Genomic DNA, 20,019 nt, shown 5'->3' with positions numbered 1-20,019 from the left:
TCCGCAAATCGCGGCGTGTCGCGCTATTTTCCAACGACTTAAGCCGATGTTATGCCATGGTTCGCGGAGCCGGTGCCAACGATACAACCGGCATTCCGACCGATATCGCCCCTGGTGCGTCCTGTTGCCACATGCCTTGCCGTTCCACCTTTGCGTCCCCGTTGCTTTCTTCGCCTTATGGCAGGCACCCATTATCCAACCACGGCGGATAAAGCAAATGTCGTTGGGGGCGTAAGCGGTTGACACGGATTGAAAGCGACTAGGCGTCCCACTGACAACGGGCGAGATCGACTCGCAGTCCGGAAGCTCCGGCGTTCGAGTCTTTCATCTTGCCTGACTCGCTTAGTTCGGGCATACCTTTCGGAGAGATGAAGACAACGCCTTCCTCTTCGAGCAGAAGCCGCTGTCTTTCCGGACCGCCGAACGCGAATCCGGGTGCCAACGAGCCGTCTCGGAACACCACACGATGACATGGAATCACACCCGGCTCAGGATTCGAATGCAGGGCATAGCCGACAAAACGCGCGTTGCGTGGCGCTCCGGCCAAAGCCGCAACCTGCCCATAGGTGGCGACTTTACCCTTCGGAATGCGCCGCACCACCTCATAAACACGCCTGCTGAACAATCCCTTCTCCATTCGTTGTCCCATTCCTCAAGAAACTAGTCGAGGATGACGCCGGCGGAGAGCATTTGCTGGCGGGCTGCGATGCCGAGTTCTTCACTGACCGGTTCGGTCAGGTTTTCGATGACATGCACTTCAAGTCCAAGCTTACGGGCGTCCAGCGCGGTTTCCTTGACACAGTGCGATTCGGCCAAGCCAACCACGTCGACGCATTCGATACCCGCGGATTCCAATGCAACGACAAGCGTACGCCCTGTAGCCATGTCAGAGGCGACCTGTTCGCGGGAAGGAATCGAATCCGTATTATCCTCGTATCCTTCGAACCCCGAATATGACGGCGAATACTGTCCCTTCTTGAAATGATGCTCTACATGCAGCGCGGCGATCGCTGGATGAAGTTCGGCGCCGGGAGTGCCGGCCTTGCCGTGCACGGGCCACGTATCCACATAGTCGGGTTGCTCCGACCAGTGTGAGCCGGGCTCGATATGCCAATCCTGCGTGGTTGCGATGTATTCGTACTCGCCGCGATGCGCATTCACGTAATCCGCGATACGTTCCGCGACGGCATTGCCACCGGCTACACCCAGTTCGCCGCCTTCGCAAAATGTCGGCTGCACATCCACAATGATCAAAGCTTTCTTCATGTTTGCTCCCTTCCGAATTTGCCTGCTCACCAGAATAATCTGATTGTTACGCTTCCGCGCAATCTATTCCATTTGCGATTGCGTACCACGCGGTGGGATTCACGTGGTTACAGGCGTTCGGTATGATGTTCGATTGGCGTTTGGCCTTATGAAATGATGGGCAGGCCGTTATGTGCGGCACAGCCAGTTTGGAACGACAGTAACGAAAGTGCAGAGGTGTTGAGGCATGGCAATTGAAGCGCAGGAGCTTGAGATTCAGATCGGCGCGCGCACGTTGCTGCATCCCACGAATTTCCACGTCGCCAAGGGCGACAAGATCGGTCTGGTCGGACGTAACGGCGCCGGCAAGACCACGCTCACCCGCGTGATCACCGGCGACATGCTGCCCACCGCCGGCAAAGTGCGTGTATCGGGCAAGCTCGGCTATCTGCCGCAGGACACGCATGCTGCCGATCCGGAACAGACCGCGCTCGACCGCATGATGAGCGCGCGAGACATCGCTTCCATCATCAGTCGTATCCGCAAGGCCGAAAAGGAGATGACCGATCCGGATCCGGACGTCATGACCCGAGCGATGAACCGTTACGACAAGGCCATGCAGGATTTCGAAAAGGCCGGCGGCTATGCGGCACAGTCCGAGGCAACTGCGATGGCGGCAAGCCTTGGCCTGCCGCAGGAGGTCATGGGCCAGCAATTGGGTACGCTTTCCGGCGGCCAGCGTCGTCGTATCGAATTGGCCCGCATCCTGTTCTCTGACGCGGATACGCTAATCCTTGACGAGCCGACCAACCATTTGGACGCCGACTCCATCGAATGGTTACGCGGATACCTGAAGAAATACGAGGGTGGATTCCTGGTCATCTCCCACTCCACCGAACTGTTGGACGAAGTGGTGAACAAGGTATGGCATCTGGATGCGCAGCTCGGACAGATCGACATGTATTCCCTTGGTTGGAAAGCCTACCTGCATCAGCGCGTGGTTGATGAGGAACGTCGCCGTCGCGAACGTGAAGTGGCCGAGAAGAAGGCGGAACGCCTCATGCAGCAGGGTATCCGCCTGCATGCGAAGGCGACCAAGGCCGTGGCCGCGCAGAACATGATGCGTCGTGCGGAGAAACTTCTCGAGAACACGTCCGAAGCGCAAAAGCAGGAGAAAGTGGCGGATATCCGGTTCCCGGAGCCGGCTCCGTGCGGTCGCACGCCGATCATGGCGAAGGATGTGTCGAAAGCGTATGGTTCGAACATTGTATTCGCCGGCGTGAATCTGGCTATTGACAAGGGCTCGCGTGTGGTGATTTTGGGATACAACGGTGCTGGTAAGACCACCACCCTGCGTCTGCTCGCGCATTTGGAAGAGCCGGACACCGGTTCCGTGGACTACGGTCACGGCTGTAAAATCGGCTATTTCGCGCAGGAACATGACACGCTTGACCTGAATGCCACAGTGTTGGAAAACCTCATTCATGTGGCTCCGGAACTGAATGATACGCAGGCGCGTTCGATTCTCGGCTCGTTCCTGTTTTCCGGGGATGATGCGTTGAAGCCGGCTCGCGTGCTTTCCGGTGGCGAAAAGACCCGCTTGGCGTTGGCGACATTGGTGACGAGCCGTGCGAACGTGCTGCTGCTTGACGAACCGACCAACAATCTTGATCCGGCCTCACGCGATGAGATTCTCAAGGCCATCGCCAAGTATGAGGGTGCCATTGTGCTCGTCACCCACGATGAGGGTGCGGTGCAGGCATTGAACCCTGAACGTGTGCTGCTCATGCCTGACGGCGACGAAGACCTGTGGAACGATTCCTATCTGGAATTGGTCGCCGAAGAGTAAGCCGAGTAATTCGAGTTTTATTCGGATTGTATTTATGCCGGACGCGAAAACGTCCGGCTTTTTCTTTCCACATGCGTTTCGAGCACGTTCGGTATTTCCGTATTTGTCTTGGGGTCTGCGAACAATCTGTGATTTGCAAGCGGCCCCGACTCATGAATCGCATCTTGCATGCCCATTGAGGGCTTGAGTCGATTCGTTTGCCAGGAAGTCGCCATTGCGATCGTCCGAACCTTTTCGGATTTCGTTATGCGCCCCCTAGCCTTCCGCGCTCCTGTTGGAACATGACGTGCGGAACAGACCAGAGGGGCCGATGCAGCAACACATCGAACGCATAGCGAAAGGAAGTTCCATGCCACGTAACGGCAAGGAGGGCATTCTCTTCAGTTTCATCATGTCCGCGATCATGATTTATGTGATGGCGGCACTCAATTACGGCGTACGTATCGGTGACGTCGGTGCGGCGGCGTGGAGCTACGCATTGTTCGACTGGCCGTTGGCCTACGTGGTCGGCATGATTTGCGATTTGTGCATCTGCACGCCAAGCTCCCGCGCGATTATGAATACATTCTGCGCGGCAACCGACCGTGCGGTATGGAAAGGCATCACGGTCAAATTCCTCATGGTGGTGCTGATGACCGTATTCGGCGCCATCATGGCATTCGGTTTCACATTCGGCGCGTTCACGGGATTCTGGCGCATGTTCCCCTACAATTTCACCATCGCGTTGCCGATTCAGATGCTGATCGTCGCACCATTGTCCGGCAAGATAGTTCACGCCATCGGCGATGCCGCCGGATGGAACAAGTCCGCGCAACAGCATGTTCCCGCTTTGGATGTCAAGACCGTTGCCGATGTGATGCAGCATGACGTTTACACGGTAGCCTCGGATGCCGAGGTACGTGACGCAGTGCGCATGATGTTGGAAAAGAACATCAGCGGCATGCCTATCGTCGATGACGAACGCCACGTGGTCGGCTTCATCTCCGATAGCGACGTACTGCGCCGCTTCGCACAAGACAACGCGCCGGTTTCCGACATTTCCACGCTGGTCACTGGCATGGCCCGCGGCGAATTCCCGGAACTGTCTCACGCAGAACTGCTTGATATGAACGTCATGGTTATTGCCGCAAAGCCGGCCGTCACTGTGCAATCGGATGCCAATATCGCGCAAGTCTGCCAGATGTTCGGCTATCAGCAGTACAAGAAAGTGCCGGTGGTTGAACAAGGCAAGCTCGTGGGCGTCGTCAACCGTGGACGCCTCACCCGCCGTTCCTTCGAAGCATGCCTTGGTACTGCCGAATAGCAATTAAATAATGACTAAATACTGCAATAAGTGGAGGGCGCCGAATCTGTCAATCGACGCCCTCCACTGTTTATCTCATTCCTTATTGCAATCAAACCGAATCATGCGCGATATGCGCAAGCCTTCACCGGCTTCGCTTGGTGAGCGGCTCCCAAGGTTCAAGCTCGACCGGCTGATCGGCCAGTATTTCGCGTGTGGTCTCATCGAGATACTCCTTGCGAATGATCAGTTCGGTAACATAACGGTCGAACCAAGCATCGGACGCCACATAATAGCCATCCTGACCATTATCCTTGCCCCAACTGTTCTCCACCTTCCAACGGTTCGGACGCCCGTCAGCATCCAAATTCACGCCAGTCAACGTCATGGCATGATTGCTTGGGCAATCGCCATACTCCAATCCCTTGGCCTTGTCGAACGTGAATTTCGTACCGAAAAGCTGGTCAACGCGCACGGTATCGCAATCAAAATAGCCATCGCCACGCAACGAGAACTGCATGCAATCACAAGCGAACCAAATCGGATGACCGTCACTGATCTGGTCCACAGCAGCCTTCTTGAACACGTCAAGAGGCACGTTCACAAACTCCATATCACCCGCTTCCGCCACATTGGCGGAAAAACGAATACGATACCGCTTGCCAAACGGACGACTCTCCATCGGCACATTGCATAGCGTGACCAGATCGTTCACATCCACCGGCACGTACTTCTTATAAAACTCCATCGGAGTGATACCGAATTCACGAATCTGCGGACGCTCATCCTTACCGGTTTTCGCAGCCTTTTCAGACGGCCCCTCCCCCGTGGTTTTCTTCTTGCCGTCATCCTTGTCATCGCTCGTACGCGCAAGAAAATCAAAACGCTCCGGAGGCTCACCCAATGCAATCGCACACATGCGATACACCGTAGCCATATCCGCATTCTTCAACGCACGCAACTCATCCAACGACGTTCCAGCTGTATGACGGTCACGCAAATCGGACGCGAACTCACGTAGCTTCGTATTCAAATACTGCTTGAACGCATCCGAACTCTTCGAATTAGCCGACTCCGGATAAGCACTCTTCGGCACCAAACCATACTTGTTCACCAAATCAGCGAACATCTGCCACCAACCACCATCATCGGCCGGACCATAATTAATCGCCTCGAACACACGACTATCCAGCGGCTCATCCAACGTGGCAAGCACATTCTCCAAATACGTGTTCGACTTCTCCATCGCATCCCAGAAAAACAGGTAGGTTTCCGAAAACTCGAAATCCTCCAAATTCCAACGATGCATCAACTCATAACGCAACGTATTAAGCGCCGCAAACATCCAACAACGCCCCGAACTACGCTGATTGGTGATACTCCCCTGCTTCAGCTCGATGGAGAAATCATTCTGCAGCACGCGCTCGCCCTTATAGTCGGTGGCTGCGGCGAGCACACCGGATGATACTGCCGCGTTGGCTGCCACCAGATTGGCGCGGTCAGCGTTGAAGTCTGTGGAATACTGTTTGAGCAGCGCAGGGTCGAGTGCTTTGACGTCACTCATGGTTCATGGTCCTTTCGATATGTTCGATTTCGGATTCTATGTCGCGCAGGCGGCAACGCAGGTCGGATTCCACGTCTACGCCGTCACGTTGCGCTTTGCGGATGATGGCGATGATTTCGTCAGCGTAAGGATGATCGCCATCATGCTGTTCGTCCATTTGACTTGCGCTTGTTGTGAATGCTGTTTCAAGCTGATCGCAATACTGCGATTTGTGTACTCTCGATACGATTTTCGTGGCGCGCGGCAATGCGCCTTGCGCGTGGGAGATGCCTTCGAGCATGGACTTGCGATGCTTTTCCTTCTGTTTCATCGCTTCCCACAGTTTCAACGTATCTTGCGCATTTTCCGGTGCTGGCGCGGAAGCGTCGGTAGCGTCGTCTGATTGGAAGACGTGCGGATGTCGGGTGATGAGCTTGTCGACGAGACGATTGCACACTTCGTCGATGCCGAACGGATCCTGCGCATCCACGGCACACACTTGCGCTTGGAAAACGGATTGCAGCAGCATGTCGCCGAGTTCTTCACGCATGTTGTCGCGATCGTTCGTTTCCACGGCGTCGATGTATTCGTAGGTTTCTTCCAATAGCGGCTTAAGCAGACTCGTGTTGGTCTGCTCGCCGTCCCAAGGGCATCCGCCTGGTTCGTGCAGAATGCGTACGACCTGCTTGACACGGTCCAACGCGCTAGGCGCATCGCGTACAGGGGCAAGTTTCAAACAGTGTTCGAATTCTTCGGGCAACTGATAATCATCATGTGCGGCTTCAGTCATGCCACTGATTCTTCTCGCATGTGCCGACCATGCGATCGTAACCGTTAATGGGCAGATTCCTCCACCCACTGGAGAATTTGGTGCGCTCATGTGCTCGTCAGCGGGAAGAATCTTCCAGTAGCTGGAAGATTCGGGACGTTCACAGTCACCTCAGCGTGCTGGTGATCTGGTCGACGGTTTCGCCGTCTTTGCGTGCGACGGGCTGGAGGATGGTTTCGTCCTCGGATGCGTAGTAGTAGCCTTCGGCGGTGACTTCGGTATCACCGTTCCATGTGTTGTGGGTGGTGCCGTCCACGCCGGCCCAGCGGAGCGTGCTGGTGCCGGTCACGTTCTCACTGATCGAGCTGCCGTTACGGCTGGTGGTGACCGTGTCCGCCACGTTCTGCGTGTCGCCGGCCTTGGTGGTCGTGCCGGATGCCTTCGTGGCCACGCTCAGCGTGTAGTTCGGCGGGGCGGGCTGGTATTTGTCGAGCACGATCACGACGATGCTGCGGGTCGAGTCGACATGGCGTTCCATGATCTTGTCGACGCTGTTCGACGGATCATCGCTGAAGCCATCGCCGGTGTGATAAGACTGAGATCCAGCGTAGTTGTAAGTGTTCGGTGCGACGTACTTGTACCAGTTGTCCTTCCATATCTTCGCGTCGTAGACGCCGGACCCGTTCCACACGCTGGTGGTGGACCCGTTGCCGGACGCCGCGCCCACGGCCACGACGCGGCAATCGCCGTCGCCCTCGCCCGGATGCCTCTGGCGGAAGCCGGCCACGCATTCCGCGTTCGCGTCGCTCAACGCCTTGGCGGCCTTGCCGGCCGAATCGTCCATGGTCACGCCTTTCCAGGCCATGGCGCGGCTCACGCTGTTCAGGTCCGTCGCGGAACCCCACGAGCCCGTCGCGTCGTCCTTGTAGGCCCAGAACTGCGCGGCCGAGCCGCCTCCGCCGGTGCCTCCCTGGTCTCCGCCGCCGCCCGCCCAGGCGGTGCCGGCGGTCAGGCCTCCGGCCAATGTCGCCGTGGCGGCGAGCAGGGCCAGCGTCTTTCGCCTTCCGTTACTGTTCTTGGAACCCAATGTTCCGTCTCCTTTCAGAGATTCATCTGCAGATGTTCACCCCACTCCCGGTGGGGTCGGACAGGAGAACAAATCCCGTCCGAACACTTCACATGCCCGGCCGTCGACAAACGTCGATATCGGATTCGTTTCCGTCATCCACCTGCTATGCAACCACGGTTTCGGGCGTGTCGGGTTGGACATTTTCCCGGAAGGCTGCGGATACGAAAAAGGGACCCCGAAGGGTCCCTTGAGAAGAAGAGTCATCTAAATCAGTGGTGAATCAATCCATCGCTTGAGGACGGAGGGCAGTCTGTCGTGCATCCGAGACCTCCGCTGCTTGGAACGAAGTCCGGCACGCTGCTGGAACCGCCGCCACTCGATGTCGAACCGCCTGAATACGAGGGCGTGTACGACTGTTGCGGCGCCGAATACGACTGCTGCGTCTGGGCCTGTGCGGCGGCCTGTGCGGCGGCCTCCTCCTCGGCCTTGCGCTGCGCCTCCTCGTCCGCCTTCGTCTTCGCCGTCACCGAGTCGTTGACCTTCTTCGACGCGGCCGCGATCTTGTCCGCATCCCTGGCCTTGACTGCCTTGGACAGTTCGTCGCGCGTCGCCGCATCGGCGACCTTGCCGTCCGAATTCTTCAACAACCGTTCCGCATCGGAAACGGTCTTCTCCAGTTTCGAATCGTTCACGGCCTTCACCGCTTCTTCCAAGCTCTTCTCGTGTTTCCCGTACCAGCCGGTGTTCTTTTCAATCAGGCTGGTCTTCGACTCGTAATCCGCCTTCGAATCGGCCACGCAGGCGACCACGTCAGGCTCGTTCGCCTTCAACGCTTCGGCCAACGCATCCACGGTCTTCGCATCCGCCACCTGCTTCACGGTGATCTGGGAGGCTGTGGCCGCGTCGCCATCCACCAGCCCGGAATACGAGTCCGCCGCCTTGCGGTAGCTTTCCGACGCTTCCACACACGCCTGTCTCGCCTCGGCCAGCTCATGGTTCGCGTAGGTCTTCCAAACGAACCAGCCGCCACCAGCCAGCACAGCCACGGCCGCGACCGAAGCCACGGCGATCACAGCAGGCTTTCTGCTCTTCTTCTTGTTTTCAGTTACATTCTTTGACCCGGCATCGCTTATATTCGGGTTGGAAACTTCAGATAGTTTTCCCTGCATACTTGTGCTTTCGATGAGTTATGTCACATACGTTTTAGGAAAAAGCGGATGGGAATCGTTCGTTCCCATCCGCACATCATTTTCTAGGATTTTATGGCAAAAACCTACTTGGCGTGGCGTGCCATAAGACCGTAACGGCCGTCACCACGACGCTTCAGCATGAGCGTGGCTCCGGCGGTACCGGCGGCCATAATGGTAAACACGGCGGTCTCCATCACGTCCACGCCCGTGTCGCCAAGCTTGGCCTGCGTGGAGGTCTTCACGGCCGCCCTGTTCGCACTGTTCGCACTGTTCGCACTGTCCGGAGTATCAACCGTGATGGTCGTATCCTTCGACGGGGTGACAACCTTGTGGGCCTTGTCGTACGCGTCCTGCGCGGATTCCGCGTCGGACTTCGCCGTGGCCAATGCGGTTTCGGCTGTCTTCAGCGTGGCGTTCACTTCAGCCAGAGCAGCCTGGGCGGCATCCACATCGGCCTGCGCGTCAGCCGCCGACTGGTCGGCATCCTTCTTAGCCGACTGGGCGGCATCCAGTTCGGACTGCGCCGCATTCGTGGCCGGGTCGGAAGCATACGCATCATCCACCTTGGATTGAGCGTCCTGCACATTCTGCTGGGCATTATCATAAGCGGTCTGGGATTCGGATACGGCCGTGTTGGCCTTGTCGAGCGCATCCTTCGTCGGATCGGCCGACTGGGTCTGGCCCACCATCGGATCGGCGGCCGTCTCATCTGCCATGGCGGGCGCGGCCATACCGGCCACCTCGGTCAAGCCTGCGATGGTCGCAACGGCCAGTTTCTTCGGATTCTCCATATTCTCCATTTTCTCCATCCTGTCTCCCGGAACGTTATGACAGGGGCGCATGCGTCCCCGAATGCACCACCCACCCTACCACTTTAGGGGGGGTAAGTGTGTCTCACATCTCGAGATAAACAAACCAATCGCATCCGAGACATACCTCCACCTAGACGCCTTTGCTTCAAGAAAACGGGTTTTACGATCTATTAGATATGGGGGTAATCCATTAGATTAGAGGAATCATACGAAAGGAAATGTAATGAGCTATAGCATTGAGCAGTTCATACTGGATAGCGGCATTACTCGCGCCGAGGTTGATGAGGCTAAAGCTCGGATGTTGGAAAGGATGCATATGTATGGGCTCAAGGAGACGCATAACAAGAAAGCACATGAAAAGGAGGAGCTGGCACTCCGAACTCATCGGAATGCCAGCTCCTCCTGAAAACCGTATCGTCGCCTCATACTCTACGTCTCATAACCATAGGTACACCGCACACCACTACGAGACGATTTTGTGGTCGGCGCGGTAGAGGTCGGGCTCTACGTAGATTTCGAAACGGAACCACGGCAGCGCGGTACGCACGCTTCGTTCGATTTTGTTCACGGTTTCAACATCGTAATCGCGGTCGAGCTTGCTGGTCTGCACCTTGACGCACAGCAGAATGTCATCCTCGGACATATGCACGGTCTGCATATTCAGCAGTCGTTCCACACCAGGCGTTGAAATAACAGCCTGCTCAATCTTCTTGCGCGTATCCGAATCGACGGCCTCACCAATCAACAGCGAACCGGATTTGAACATGAGCAGCAACGATCCCGCAATCAATACAAGACCAACCATCAAACCGCCGAATGCATCAAATATCTCATTATCAAACAGAATCGCAAGACCGATGCCAGCCCCTGCGAATGCCAAGCCGATCAAAGCAAGCGTGTCTTCCATAATGACGGACGCAAGCTCCGCCGACTTGGTACGCCTCCAAAAACGGAACACACCCATATGGGCCACACCCGTGCGCTCCATACGCTCGTTCGCTTCCTTGATGCTTTGATGCAGGCCGTAGCCTTCCAAACAAGCGCTGATAAACACCACGATAAACGCCACCAGCAGTTCCATCTGGTTGGCGTCACGCAGTGCGGGGTCTTCGGCAATGGCGAACAATTTCTTCACCGCCTCCGAAGTGGAGAAGAAACCACCGACGAAAAACAGCAGCGTCGCCACTACGAACGAAGCGAGATATTTGGCGCGGTACAGACCGAACGGATGATCGCCGTCCGTCTTATGCTTGGAGAAGCGACCGCCTGCCATGAGCACGATTTCGTTGGAACAGTCGGCGATGGAATGCACCGATTCGGAAAGCATCGCGGACGATCCGGTAAAGAACGCCGCAGCGAGCTTGGCGATGGCCACACCAATGTTGGCTCCGAGCGCCGCTTTTACGGCCGCTCCTTGATGTTCTGCCTCCTGTTGGCGAATATCGTTCGGATTGCTCGTACTACTGTCGTTGGAATCTTGCGATTCGTTCATTGCCTTTCCATTTCTTTCTGGAGTTAATACAAGACATATTCAATCATACATAGGGTGCTGTCATAGGGTGCCACCCGGATTGACACGCTTGCAGGTTCAGCGAAAAATCACTTCCTTGCACAGCGGATAGCCCCACGCGAACTGACATGCCATAGTCAGGAACTTCACCAACACCGCATTCCATCCGAATGCGGAAGGCAGCCATGCCAGCATGATCGAACCGAACAGGTAATTCCAAACCCACAGCAGCATGAACAAAGCCACGCTACGGCCGAAATTGCTGGACGATTTGAACGTGACATTGCGGTTCATCAGGAAGTTGTACGAAGCCGACAGCACGATGGCCACGCCGTTCGCGATGGCGGATGGTACGGAAAGCACATGCAGCAAGGTGAACGATCCGAATTCCACAATGGTTTGCGTTGCCGACACCAACAGATATTTGCCGAGCGTTTTCGGCTTTTTCGATGATTCCTGATTGGAGGATTTCGGATTATCCGACGTACCACTTTGCGCTGCCATTGCCTGCCGCCCGGTCCCATCACTCATATCACCCCCCCCCCGAATCATATGTCGTTCAATCGCAAAACACTATAATGCGCCCGTCTCATATTCCCGACGTAATCGTGCATTTTTCTGAAGGATTGACTAGTCTTCCCTAGGTATTTTCACTGACAGCACAACAAGGAGCATCCAATGACGTATTCCCAGAACGCGCCGTTCCGCGCCGACGTGGTCGGCTCATACCTGCGTCCGGCAGAACTCAAGCAGGCTCGCGCCGATTTCGCAGCAGGCAAGATTGACGAGGCCGAACTCAAGGCCGTGGAAGATAATGCCATTACCGAACTGGTCGCCAAGCAGAAGGCCGCCGGTCTGCACGTCATCACCGACGGTGAATTCCGCCGTGGCTGGTGGCATCTCGACTGCATGTGGGGCTTCGCCGGCGTGGAAAAGGTGTCGATGGACAAGGGCTATTTCTTCCACGATGAGGAGACCCGCGCCGAATCCGCACGCCTGACCAGCAAGATCGCCTTCGACCCGGCCCACCCGTTCGTTGAGCATTTCAAGTTCATCAAGCAGTTCGAAGACGACACCGCCATTGCACGCCAGACCATTCCGGCTCCGGCACAGCTGTATGCGGAGCTGTTCCGCCCGGAGAACATCGCTTCCGTGCACGAGTTCTACGGCGACACCCAGAAGGATTACGACGAGCTTGCCGACGACAACGCCAAGGCCTTCCATGGTCTGATCATGGCATTGTATGAGGCCGGCTGCCGCAATGTTCAGCTGGATGACTGCACGTGGGGCATGTTCTGTGATCCGAACTTCAACCAGCATTACACCGCCGATGAGTTCGCCGCCATGCAGGAACAGTATGCCGCCATGAACAACGCCGCCATCGAGGATCTGCCAGAGGATCTGGTGATCACCACGCACGACTGCCGTGGCAATTACCACTCCACGTGGGCTTCCGCCGGCGGATACGCCACTGTGGCCGACGTGCTTTTCGGCAAGGAAAACGTCGCCGCCTACTACCTGGAGTTCGACGATGATCGTTCCGGCGACTTCGAGCCGCTCGCCAAGGTTTCCGGAGATAAGAAGGTTGTGCTCGGTCTGATCACTTCCAAGAAGCCGGAACTTGAGGATCCGGAAGTGATCAAGGCTCGCATTGCCGAAGCGGCCCAGTATGTGCCGCTTGACCGCTTGTGCCTGTCCACCCAGTGCGGTTTCGCGTCCACCGAGGAAGGCAACAAGCTTACCGAAGAGCAGCAGTGGGCCAAGATCGCGCTCGTGCAGTCCGTCGCCAAGGACGTATGGGGCGAGTGATGATCGCACACGCGTAGCGCGCTTGTAAAAAACATATAAGGGGCTGTTTGCAATCCAATCGTGACTGGCAAACAGCCCCTTTCGTACTGAAGCGAACGAAATCCTACCGCAATCAGCCTTGCATCTGCTCCGCTGCATCGTTGATGCAACGAATCGCATTCAGCGTACGCGGATACCCGATATACGGCATGCACTGCGAAATAACGGCAATCAGAAATGCCTTCTCATTGCCTACGCCCATATTGGCCTTCGCATGAGACGTCAGCTGCGGCTCGCAACCGCCCTGCGCGGCAAGGAAGCACAACGTGATCATTTCACGCTCACGCGTGCTCAAGCCACCGCGCGTGTAGTAGTCGCCGAAGCAGTTGCAGGCAAGCCACTTGTTGATGTGTCGCGTATCTTCGGGGCCGGATTGCGTGAATCCACGCATTCCTTCACCGAAGATTTCGATCTGCTTGTCTTCGCCCGCCCTGGCACGCGTTTCCGGCGTGGTGGTGCCTTGCGGTTCAAGCGGAAGATGCACGTTGGCCGCGCCGAGAAAGTTGTTGAGTTTCTTCAGGAACGGCAGGGTTTTGCCGAAACCACAGTATGCGGTCGCCTGATACACCATTTCCTTGATGGCGATGGACGACAGTCCGGTTTCGTAGGCCACCGGCAGCATCATTTCGAAAGCATCCAAGCCTTGGCATCCGACCAGCACGGCAAGAATGGCCAAAGAGCGGGTTTTGTCATCCAAATCAGGATGGTTCGCTCCCGGTTCGTTCACCACTTCGTCATAAGCGAAATTCGAGAAGAATTCAATGAATTCCGGATCGGTTTGCGACAATGTCCTGTCATTATTCCAGAACGAATTCATCCGTTTGTGCAGCTCTTCAAACAAGATTTGCTTCCTTTCGTTTGATTTGCGCTTATTCTATCGTCGGTATATTGCTCAGACCTCACTGATGCGCAGCAGCGACTTTACGGTGCGGCGCTCGTCCATGGCCGCGTACGCTTCCTGAATATCGTCGAGCGTGTATTCGGAGGTGTAGACGATGCCGGGATTGATGTTGCCGTCGAGCACTTCCTTGAGCAGTCGCTGCAGATCGTACGTGCGCACCGGTGCCGGACCGCCGCGCAGACCAACGTTGCGGTAGAACAGTCCTGGAATATCGGCTTCCACGCCGTGCGGCAAGCCAACGCGCCCGACTACAGCGCCCGCACGCGCAACCTTCATGGCAGTGTCGTTCGACAATGCGGACCCTACGCATTCAAGCACGGCGTCGGCACCGTAACCATCAGTCATTTCCAGTACCTTGGCTACAGCCTCGTCGCCACGTTCCTCCACGAAATCGGTGGCACCGAATTCGCGTGCGATACGTTGGCGGTCGGCATGGCGGCTCATGGAAATGATGCGGGTGGCGCCCATCAGCTTGGCGGACAGCACTCCGCACAGGCCGACCGCACCGTCGCCGAACACGACTGCGGTGTCTCCCGGCTTGATTTCGGCGGAAGCAGCCGCATGGTAACCGGTCGACATCACGTCAGAGAGGGTGAGCAGCGATGCGAGCATTTCGTCGGAGAAGCTCTTCGCGTCGCCCGGAACGACCACCAGCGTGCCATCGGCCTCGGGAACGCGCAGGTATTCCGCCTGACAGCCCAATCCCTCGTCTCCGAAATATCCGCCGTGGGGGCAGCTGGATTCGAAACCGGCCTTGCATACCGGGCACTTGCCGCAGCTGAACGGGAACGGTACGATCACGAAATCGCCCGGCTTGGCCACGGTCACGTCGTCGCCGATCTGCTCGACCACGCCGATGGCCTCATGTCCGGCCTGAGTGTTGGGTTCCTTGCTGCCGTCGCGGTAGAACCACAGGTCGGATCCGCACACGCATGCGCGTACCACGCGGATGATGGCATCTCCCCCATCGATGATGGTCGGTTCGGCATGCTCTTCGCATGCCATCTGCTTGACTCCCTTGAAGATCGCTGCCTTCATGAGTTGCTCCTTTGTTATACGAATTGAATTAAGGTAACGTCTGCGATGACGCCTCGACTTATGCGTCAGCCTTGCTACGAATCTGTTTTTTCACTGTTTCGATGACATCGTGGTTTTCCTCCAGAAGTCGTTGCGCTTCGTCGTCATGGCCTTCCGCCACGGCACGCCAATACAATGTTTTAAGGGAAACATAGGCTTGCTGCATGCGGATGCTTTCGGCTTTTGCGGCCAAACGCAACGCCTGCGCGTCCAGTAGCGCCATTTGCCTGCGCGCACCTTCGGTTCCGTCGAAACGGTTTTTCAGATACTCGCGCATGGCGTCAAGCGGCATGCCAGTCGCAGACAAGCAGGAAATAGTGACCAACGATTGAATGTCTTCGTCGGTGTAGGCGCGATGGCCAGAACTTGGGTCACGTGCGATCGGGGCAATGATACCGATTTGCTCGTAGTAGCGCAAAGTGGATTCGGGAAGTCCGGAAATCATGGATGCTTCACGAATCGTATGCCATGTTGTAGTGCTCATACCCTGCACTGTAAAAACTTAAAGTGCTTGAAGTCTAATTGGCGTGTTGCATGCTATCTCATAGCAAAAGAACATGTAATCCTGACAATTAGCTAAGTTGCGTCTGCAAAGCGTAACTTACGTGTTCATCGTAAGGAACATCAGACCACGCTGTTTTGGACGAATGCCACCTCACAACAAAAAGCTCTTATGCTGCTGAGTTGAACGAAATCGTGCGGATTAGATGTACTGGACTGGACCGTACGCCCGGATTTGGAATATTTGTAACGATATTTTGGGTACAGGGAAATCCATGATGCGGATTTGGAATATTTGTAACGATATTTTGGATACAGGGAAATCCATGATGCGTATTCGGCAAACAACACGTCGTATAATACCTTTCGTCGTTCCTGCCCGAGCCGCGCAGGTCGAGGAACGGCCCACGGCGACTGCCGCGATCTCCGACTCACGGTGCACGGCATCGACCAACGCAAGGATTCATTATCATTATGGCGAAGCCATTCTCTAAAACCGTTATTCATAATACAGACGCGAAGCTGTCGAAGCAGGTAAGGCAGCCTTTGAAAACAAACCAAGGAATACACAAGGCCCTCACATGGCGTGTGGTCGATATCGCGGTCGGCGCGGCGGTCGGCGTGATGTCGGGAGTGATGTTTTGGGTGTTCGACGGCCTGTCGTATGGTCTTTTTCCGTTGATGACTTTGATTCTTCCTGGTTCAGCGGCGCTACTTCATGCTTTGTTCTACTTCCCCGCCACGCTGGGCTCTCTGATCGTGCGCAAGCCGGGAGCTTCGGCCTACGTGCTTTTGGTCGCATCGTTCGTCGAGGTGGTACTCGGCACGAAATACAGTGTGAGCCTGGTGGTAATCGCATTGCTGCAGGCGGCAGCCGCAGAAGCGGTATTCGCACTGTTCCGCTACCGTCGTTGGACGCTCGGCGTCACCATTCTGTCTGCTTTGGCGATTGGAATCGTCTACAACTTCTACCTGCTGTTCTTCTACTATCAGGCATTCACGTTCTTCAGCCCGCGAGGCATCATCGGCACTATTTGCGAGCTGCTTAGCGCGGTGGCATTCGCCGGTTTCGGTTCCTGGGGAATGTATTGCGCTTTACGTAAGTCAGGTGTTCTGTCGCGATTCGCTTCCTCGCATAAGGAACATAACGAAGAAAACGCCTGAAAGTACGTTTGGAAGCATGCCTCGACCATTTTAATTTTTTAATCAAATCTCATCAGTTTTACTGATTAAAAGGACGCAACGCCGACTGCGACGTTGCGTCCTTTTATGCCATCGCACATAGTGCGATTACTGCGGAATCTTCGAACTCGAAATTCCGGAATCAATCGGCGGTGATCAGCTCGCTCGAATCCATGTCGAAGTCGGACATGGCAAACGAGCGGATCGCCGGATCCTCATACGTGTTCATGTAATACGTGTTAGTCTTTCCGGAATAACCGCTGGTGAACAGCGTGCGCTCGAACTGGCCGTTGCCCATCTTGGACATGCCTTCAACCATCTGTACGGAGGCCAGCGTGTGGAACAGACGAGACACATTGGCGGACTCGTTGTTCTGCTGTGGATAGTGCGTGTTGGTGTAGGCGACACGTACGAAACGCGACGGCGAACTCACGTCACCGGGAATGCCGTGCATGCTCACGCCGGCGCCCCATGCGCTCAGTTCCGCCTTGCCCCAAGTGGTCGGCTCCGCCATTTCGTTGCTCACGCACATGTAGTTGCGCAGGTTTTCCATATGGAAGTCGAAGGTCGGTTGATTGGTGAGCACATCCACATCGTCATGATGAACATGCATGCCATCAGCCATCTGCTCGATGACGATGCTACGGGTGCCATCGCCAATGAACCAGTGCAGCAAGGACTCCTGCTGGCCGGGCACGACCTGCGAAACGAGCGTCACGTCCTTCAACGCCTCTTCGACTTCGTCGACACTGTCGAAATTGCGTGCCACCCACAGCGGGAATTCGAAAGTGGCGACGTTTTCGGTTCCCTCGACCGGTTCGTGCGCGAAGGAGGCGTATCCGGGGAAGTTCAATCCGGCGATGGCCAAGCCGTGCTCGTTGGCGCAATCGAAATACATGGGGCGATCGGCCATAACCACGCCCACGCCGATCACCGCATTCGGCTCGCTCTTGCCTTTGGCCCCATACGCATAGTCATACCGGTAGCCTCGCGGAGTGACCAGAATGGTCTCGCCGTAGGAGAAGCTCCAGTCGAGATTACGGCCGAAATACATGTTTCCCTCATTGTCGGAGAAACGAACACCAGTGCACATATGGACTCCCTTCCATGATTTGCCGTGGTTTTCTTGCTTGCGTGTTCATGGTAAACGCCGCTTGCTGGGAAAATCTTAAGTTTTGCCCGTGGAAGAATCTGCTTTGGCTACCTCATCCATAGTATCGTTCTCCTCAATCATGAATTTCGTGTAAAACGTGCCTGCCGCAATATCCGGGTTATTGGCCAAAAGTTCCTATAAGCCAGAACCTCGGCATCTTCGTTGATTCCTCGAATATGACGATGAATATGACAAAAGCCCTTGATTTCCAAGGGCTTTCAAATGGCTCCTGCGACTGGGCTTGAACCAGTGACCGTCCGATTAACAGTCGGATGCTCTGCCAACTGAGCTACGCAGGAATGCGCTGTGCACAAGACAAAAATACTACACCAAAACTTGTGGATTTCAAATCTTCAGCGTGTCACATGTGTGTTTCGACTTGCAAAACGTTTCCATACGATGCTTTCGGCCTAATCTTACATGGAGATCTTCGTCAACGGCATGGCCGAATCGATGGCGAAATCCGGGTTTGACGGAGCCACTCCCGCTTCGACCAGGTTGACGCCCAGCATGGCCACCATGGCACCGTTGTCGGTGCACAGTTTGAGCTGCGGTACACGCACCTCTACCCCATGCTCGGCACCGACTTCCAACAGTTTGGCACGAAGCTGCGAATTCGCGGAGAAGCCACCTCCTACAATCAACGTCTTCGAATCGTACTGCTCGCAGCCGCGCATCGCCTTCTTGGCGAGTACAGTCGCCACGGAATCCGCCAGCGACGCGCACACGTCATCGACGGGAATCTCATTGCCTTGCGCCTGCTGTTCCTCGATCCAACGCGCGACGGCCGTTTTCACGCCGGAAAAGCTGAAATCGTACGGATGCTGCTGGCCCGCTTTGCCTTGGGTGAGTCCCTGCGGCACTTTGATGGCATGCGGGTCGCCCAACTGCGCATGACGATCGATATGCGGTCCGCCCGGATAGGGGAAACCGAGCAGGCGAGCGACCTTGTCGAAGCATTCGCCGGCCGCATCATCAAGCGTGGTGCCGACCACGTCGATATGACGTGCGACATCCTCAACATGCAGCAAGGACGTGTGTCCGCCGGACACGATCAAGGCGAGCGTGTCTTCGGGGAACGGGCCGAACTGCAACTGTGTGACCGCAATATGCCCGATCACATGGTTGATGCCGTAAATCGGCTTATTCGCCGCCCAGGCAAGCGATTTCGCGCCGGACACGCCAACGGCGAGGCAGCCAGCAAGTCCAGGACCTGCGGACACGGCGATCGCGTCGACGTCAGACAACGTCATGTTCGCATCGGCCAACGCCTTGGAAACGCATGGCACGAACGCTTCGGCGTGGGCGCGTGACGCAATTTCTGGAATCACACCCCCGTAACGCGCGTGCTCATCCATGGAGGATGCGACGACGTTGGAAATCAGGGTGCGCCCCTGCACTACCGAGGCCGCGGTCTCGTCGCAGGTGGATTCGATGCCGAGTACGATTGGTCCGCTCATTGCTGCTCCGTTCGCTGCTTTGCTTGCTGTTCCGTTTGGTTGTTCTGTTTATTGTTCCGCTGCTGCGAAGCCGACGATCCTCGGCTCAAGGTCAAGGCTCATGGTGTACGCGTCGATGCCTTCGGGCTGGTAGTAGCGTTTGCGCAATCCCATTTTGGCAAAACCGAACCGTTCGTACAATGCCAAGGCCGGAGTATTGTCGACGCGCACTTCAAGCAACATGCGTTTGGCCCCCTGCTCACGTGCCCGCGCAATCAACGCCTCCATCAACGAAGCCGCGATTCCCTGCCGTTGGAACCGTCTGCCGACGCCGATCGTCATGATTTCCGCATCGTCGCCGTCATACCAGAAACCGGCATAGCCGCGCACAACGGGCTGTTGTCTAGCAGAATCGCCTGCAACCGATCCAGCAACCGGCTCATCCACGGCAACGCAACCCGCAATCCCGCAATCCGCGGTCTTGCCGTCATCATCAATATCGAACAGATACGTGCGTGCTGGCGCTTGGAATTCCTGGCGAATCGACTGTTCGCTCCACGCTCCCCTGCCGAACAGGTCCGCTTCCAAAGCGGCCATCTGCGGCACTGCGATCTGTTCATCGATGCTTGTATGGTCAACGATCATGCCG

20 protein-coding genes and 1 tRNA gene are annotated in these 20,019 nt (G+C 56.1%); 5 read left to right on the top strand and 16 right to left on the bottom strand.

All coding sequences use genetic code 11. From position 1 onward, the window contains the following. Positions 1 to 259: 259 nt before the first annotated feature. Complete coding sequence (locus BBPC_RS04720) at positions 260 to 637, bottom strand: MGMT family protein (protein ID WP_004222051.1); 378 nt, start codon at positions 635 to 637, stop codon at positions 260 to 262. 23 nt (positions 638 to 660) lie between these two features. Continuing rightward, the gene (locus BBPC_RS04715; protein ID WP_004222048.1) at positions 661 to 1,266 is read right to left on the bottom strand and encodes an isochorismatase family protein; all 606 of its coding nucleotides are present in this window, start codon (positions 1,264 to 1,266) and stop codon (positions 661 to 663) included. 226 nt (positions 1,267 to 1,492) lie between these two features. Between BBPC_RS04715 and BBPC_RS04710 the strand changes: the two genes are divergently transcribed. Next, positions 1,493 to 3,094, top strand: a complete 1,602-nt coding sequence (locus tag BBPC_RS04710) for an ABC-F family ATP-binding cassette domain-containing protein (protein WP_004222045.1) — start codon at positions 1,493 to 1,495, stop codon at positions 3,092 to 3,094. Positions 3,095 to 3,443: 349 nt separating this feature from the next. Beyond that, entirely contained in the window at positions 3,444 to 4,397 is a 954-nt protein-coding gene (locus BBPC_RS09575) for a CBS domain-containing protein (RefSeq protein ID WP_080550621.1), read from the top strand. Positions 4,398 to 4,521: 124 nt separating this feature from the next. Here BBPC_RS09575 and BBPC_RS04700 read toward each other — a convergent pair whose 3' ends face one another. From BBPC_RS04700 to BBPC_RS04680, 5 genes are all read right to left on the bottom strand, one after another. Continuing rightward, positions 4,522 to 5,940: a C1 family peptidase gene (locus tag BBPC_RS04700; protein ID WP_004222041.1), complete on the bottom strand. Its 1,419-nt coding sequence runs from the start codon at positions 5,938 to 5,940 to the stop codon at positions 4,522 to 4,524. Next, entirely contained in the window at positions 5,933 to 6,709 is a 777-nt protein-coding gene (locus BBPC_RS04695) for a MazG nucleotide pyrophosphohydrolase domain-containing protein (RefSeq protein WP_004222035.1), read from the bottom strand. The genes BBPC_RS04700 and BBPC_RS04695 overlap by 8 nt, the downstream gene beginning before the upstream one ends. Before the next feature lie 145 nt (positions 6,710 to 6,854). Further along, on the bottom strand, positions 6,855 to 7,775 hold the full coding sequence (locus BBPC_RS04690) for a hypothetical protein (protein ID WP_004222032.1): 921 nt from the start codon (positions 7,773 to 7,775) through the stop codon (positions 6,855 to 6,857). Positions 7,776 to 8,026: 251 nt separating this feature from the next. After that, positions 8,027 to 8,926: a hypothetical protein gene (locus BBPC_RS04685; protein WP_004222031.1), complete on the bottom strand. Its 900-nt coding sequence runs from the start codon at positions 8,924 to 8,926 to the stop codon at positions 8,027 to 8,029. 104 nt (positions 8,927 to 9,030) lie between these two features. After that, the gene (locus BBPC_RS04680) at positions 9,031 to 9,747 is read right to left on the bottom strand and encodes a hypothetical protein (protein ID WP_033524022.1); all 717 of its coding nucleotides are present in this window, start codon (positions 9,745 to 9,747) and stop codon (positions 9,031 to 9,033) included. 235 nt (positions 9,748 to 9,982) lie between these two features. Between BBPC_RS04680 and BBPC_RS04675 the strand changes: the two genes are divergently transcribed. Next, positions 9,983 to 10,165, top strand: coding sequence for a hypothetical protein (locus BBPC_RS04675; protein WP_004222028.1), 183 nt, complete (start codon positions 9,983 to 9,985; stop codon positions 10,163 to 10,165). 57 nt (positions 10,166 to 10,222) lie between these two features. Here BBPC_RS04675 and BBPC_RS04670 read toward each other — a convergent pair whose 3' ends face one another. Beyond that, positions 10,223 to 11,251, bottom strand: coding sequence for a cation diffusion facilitator family transporter (locus tag BBPC_RS04670; RefSeq protein WP_004222025.1), 1,029 nt, complete (start codon positions 11,249 to 11,251; stop codon positions 10,223 to 10,225). Between the two features lie 96 nt (positions 11,252 to 11,347). Then, positions 11,348 to 11,821, bottom strand: coding sequence for a GtrA family protein (locus BBPC_RS04665; protein WP_004222022.1), 474 nt, complete (start codon positions 11,819 to 11,821; stop codon positions 11,348 to 11,350). Between the two features lie 126 nt (positions 11,822 to 11,947). Between BBPC_RS04665 and BBPC_RS04660 the strand changes: the two genes are divergently transcribed. Continuing rightward, complete coding sequence (locus BBPC_RS04660; RefSeq protein ID WP_004222020.1) at positions 11,948 to 13,078, top strand: 5-methyltetrahydropteroyltriglutamate--homocysteine S-methyltransferase; 1,131 nt, start codon at positions 11,948 to 11,950, stop codon at positions 13,076 to 13,078. 112 nt (positions 13,079 to 13,190) lie between these two features. Here the strand turns inward: BBPC_RS04660 and BBPC_RS04655 are convergent, their stop codons facing one another. From BBPC_RS04655 to BBPC_RS04645, 3 genes are read right to left on the bottom strand one after another with little or no spacing between them, the layout of a single operon-like run. Further along, a complete protein-coding gene (locus BBPC_RS04655) occupies positions 13,191 to 13,958 on the bottom strand; it encodes a carboxymuconolactone decarboxylase family protein (RefSeq protein ID WP_033524020.1) in 768 nt (255 codons plus the stop codon). Positions 13,959 to 14,009: 51 nt separating this feature from the next. Further along, a complete protein-coding gene (locus BBPC_RS04650; RefSeq protein ID WP_004222018.1) occupies positions 14,010 to 15,056 on the bottom strand; it encodes a zinc-dependent alcohol dehydrogenase family protein in 1,047 nt (348 codons plus the stop codon). Between the two features lie 58 nt (positions 15,057 to 15,114). Continuing rightward, positions 15,115 to 15,579, bottom strand: coding sequence for a MerR family transcriptional regulator (locus BBPC_RS04645; RefSeq protein ID WP_072043408.1), 465 nt, complete (start codon positions 15,577 to 15,579; stop codon positions 15,115 to 15,117). A gap of 491 nt (positions 15,580 to 16,070) precedes the next feature. On the opposite strand from BBPC_RS04645, the gene BBPC_RS04640 reads away from it, so the two are divergent. Beyond that, entirely contained in the window at positions 16,071 to 16,760 is a 690-nt protein-coding gene (locus BBPC_RS04640; protein ID WP_004222014.1) for an ECF transporter S component, read from the top strand. A 160-nt stretch (positions 16,761 to 16,920) separates the two neighbouring features. Here the strand turns inward: BBPC_RS04640 and bsh are convergent, their stop codons facing one another. From bsh to rimI, 4 genes are all read right to left on the bottom strand, one after another. Next, entirely contained in the window at positions 16,921 to 17,871 is a 951-nt protein-coding gene (gene bsh, locus BBPC_RS04635; protein ID WP_004222012.1) for a choloylglycine hydrolase, read from the bottom strand. Positions 17,872 to 18,154: 283 nt separating this feature from the next. Beyond that, positions 18,155 to 18,230, bottom strand: a tRNA-Asn gene (locus BBPC_RS04630). A 117-nt stretch (positions 18,231 to 18,347) separates the two neighbouring features. After that, positions 18,348 to 19,391: a tRNA (adenosine(37)-N6)-threonylcarbamoyltransferase complex transferase subunit TsaD gene (gene tsaD / locus BBPC_RS04625; RefSeq protein WP_004222006.1), complete on the bottom strand. Its 1,044-nt coding sequence runs from the start codon at positions 19,389 to 19,391 to the stop codon at positions 18,348 to 18,350. 48 nt (positions 19,392 to 19,439) lie between these two features. Then, positions 19,440 to 20,015 (bottom strand): ribosomal protein S18-alanine N-acetyltransferase, encoded by a 576-nt coding sequence (gene rimI, locus BBPC_RS04620; protein ID WP_004222003.1) that lies wholly within the window; start codon positions 20,013 to 20,015, stop codon positions 19,440 to 19,442. Between the last annotated feature and the right edge of the window lie 4 nt (positions 20,016 to 20,019).

The organism is Bifidobacterium pseudocatenulatum DSM 20438 = JCM 1200 = LMG 10505, from assembly GCF_001025215.1.
Taxonomy (GTDB): Bacteria; Actinomycetota; Actinomycetes; order Actinomycetales; family Bifidobacteriaceae; genus Bifidobacterium; species Bifidobacterium pseudocatenulatum.
This window is presented reverse-complemented; position numbering and strand designations above follow the sequence as displayed.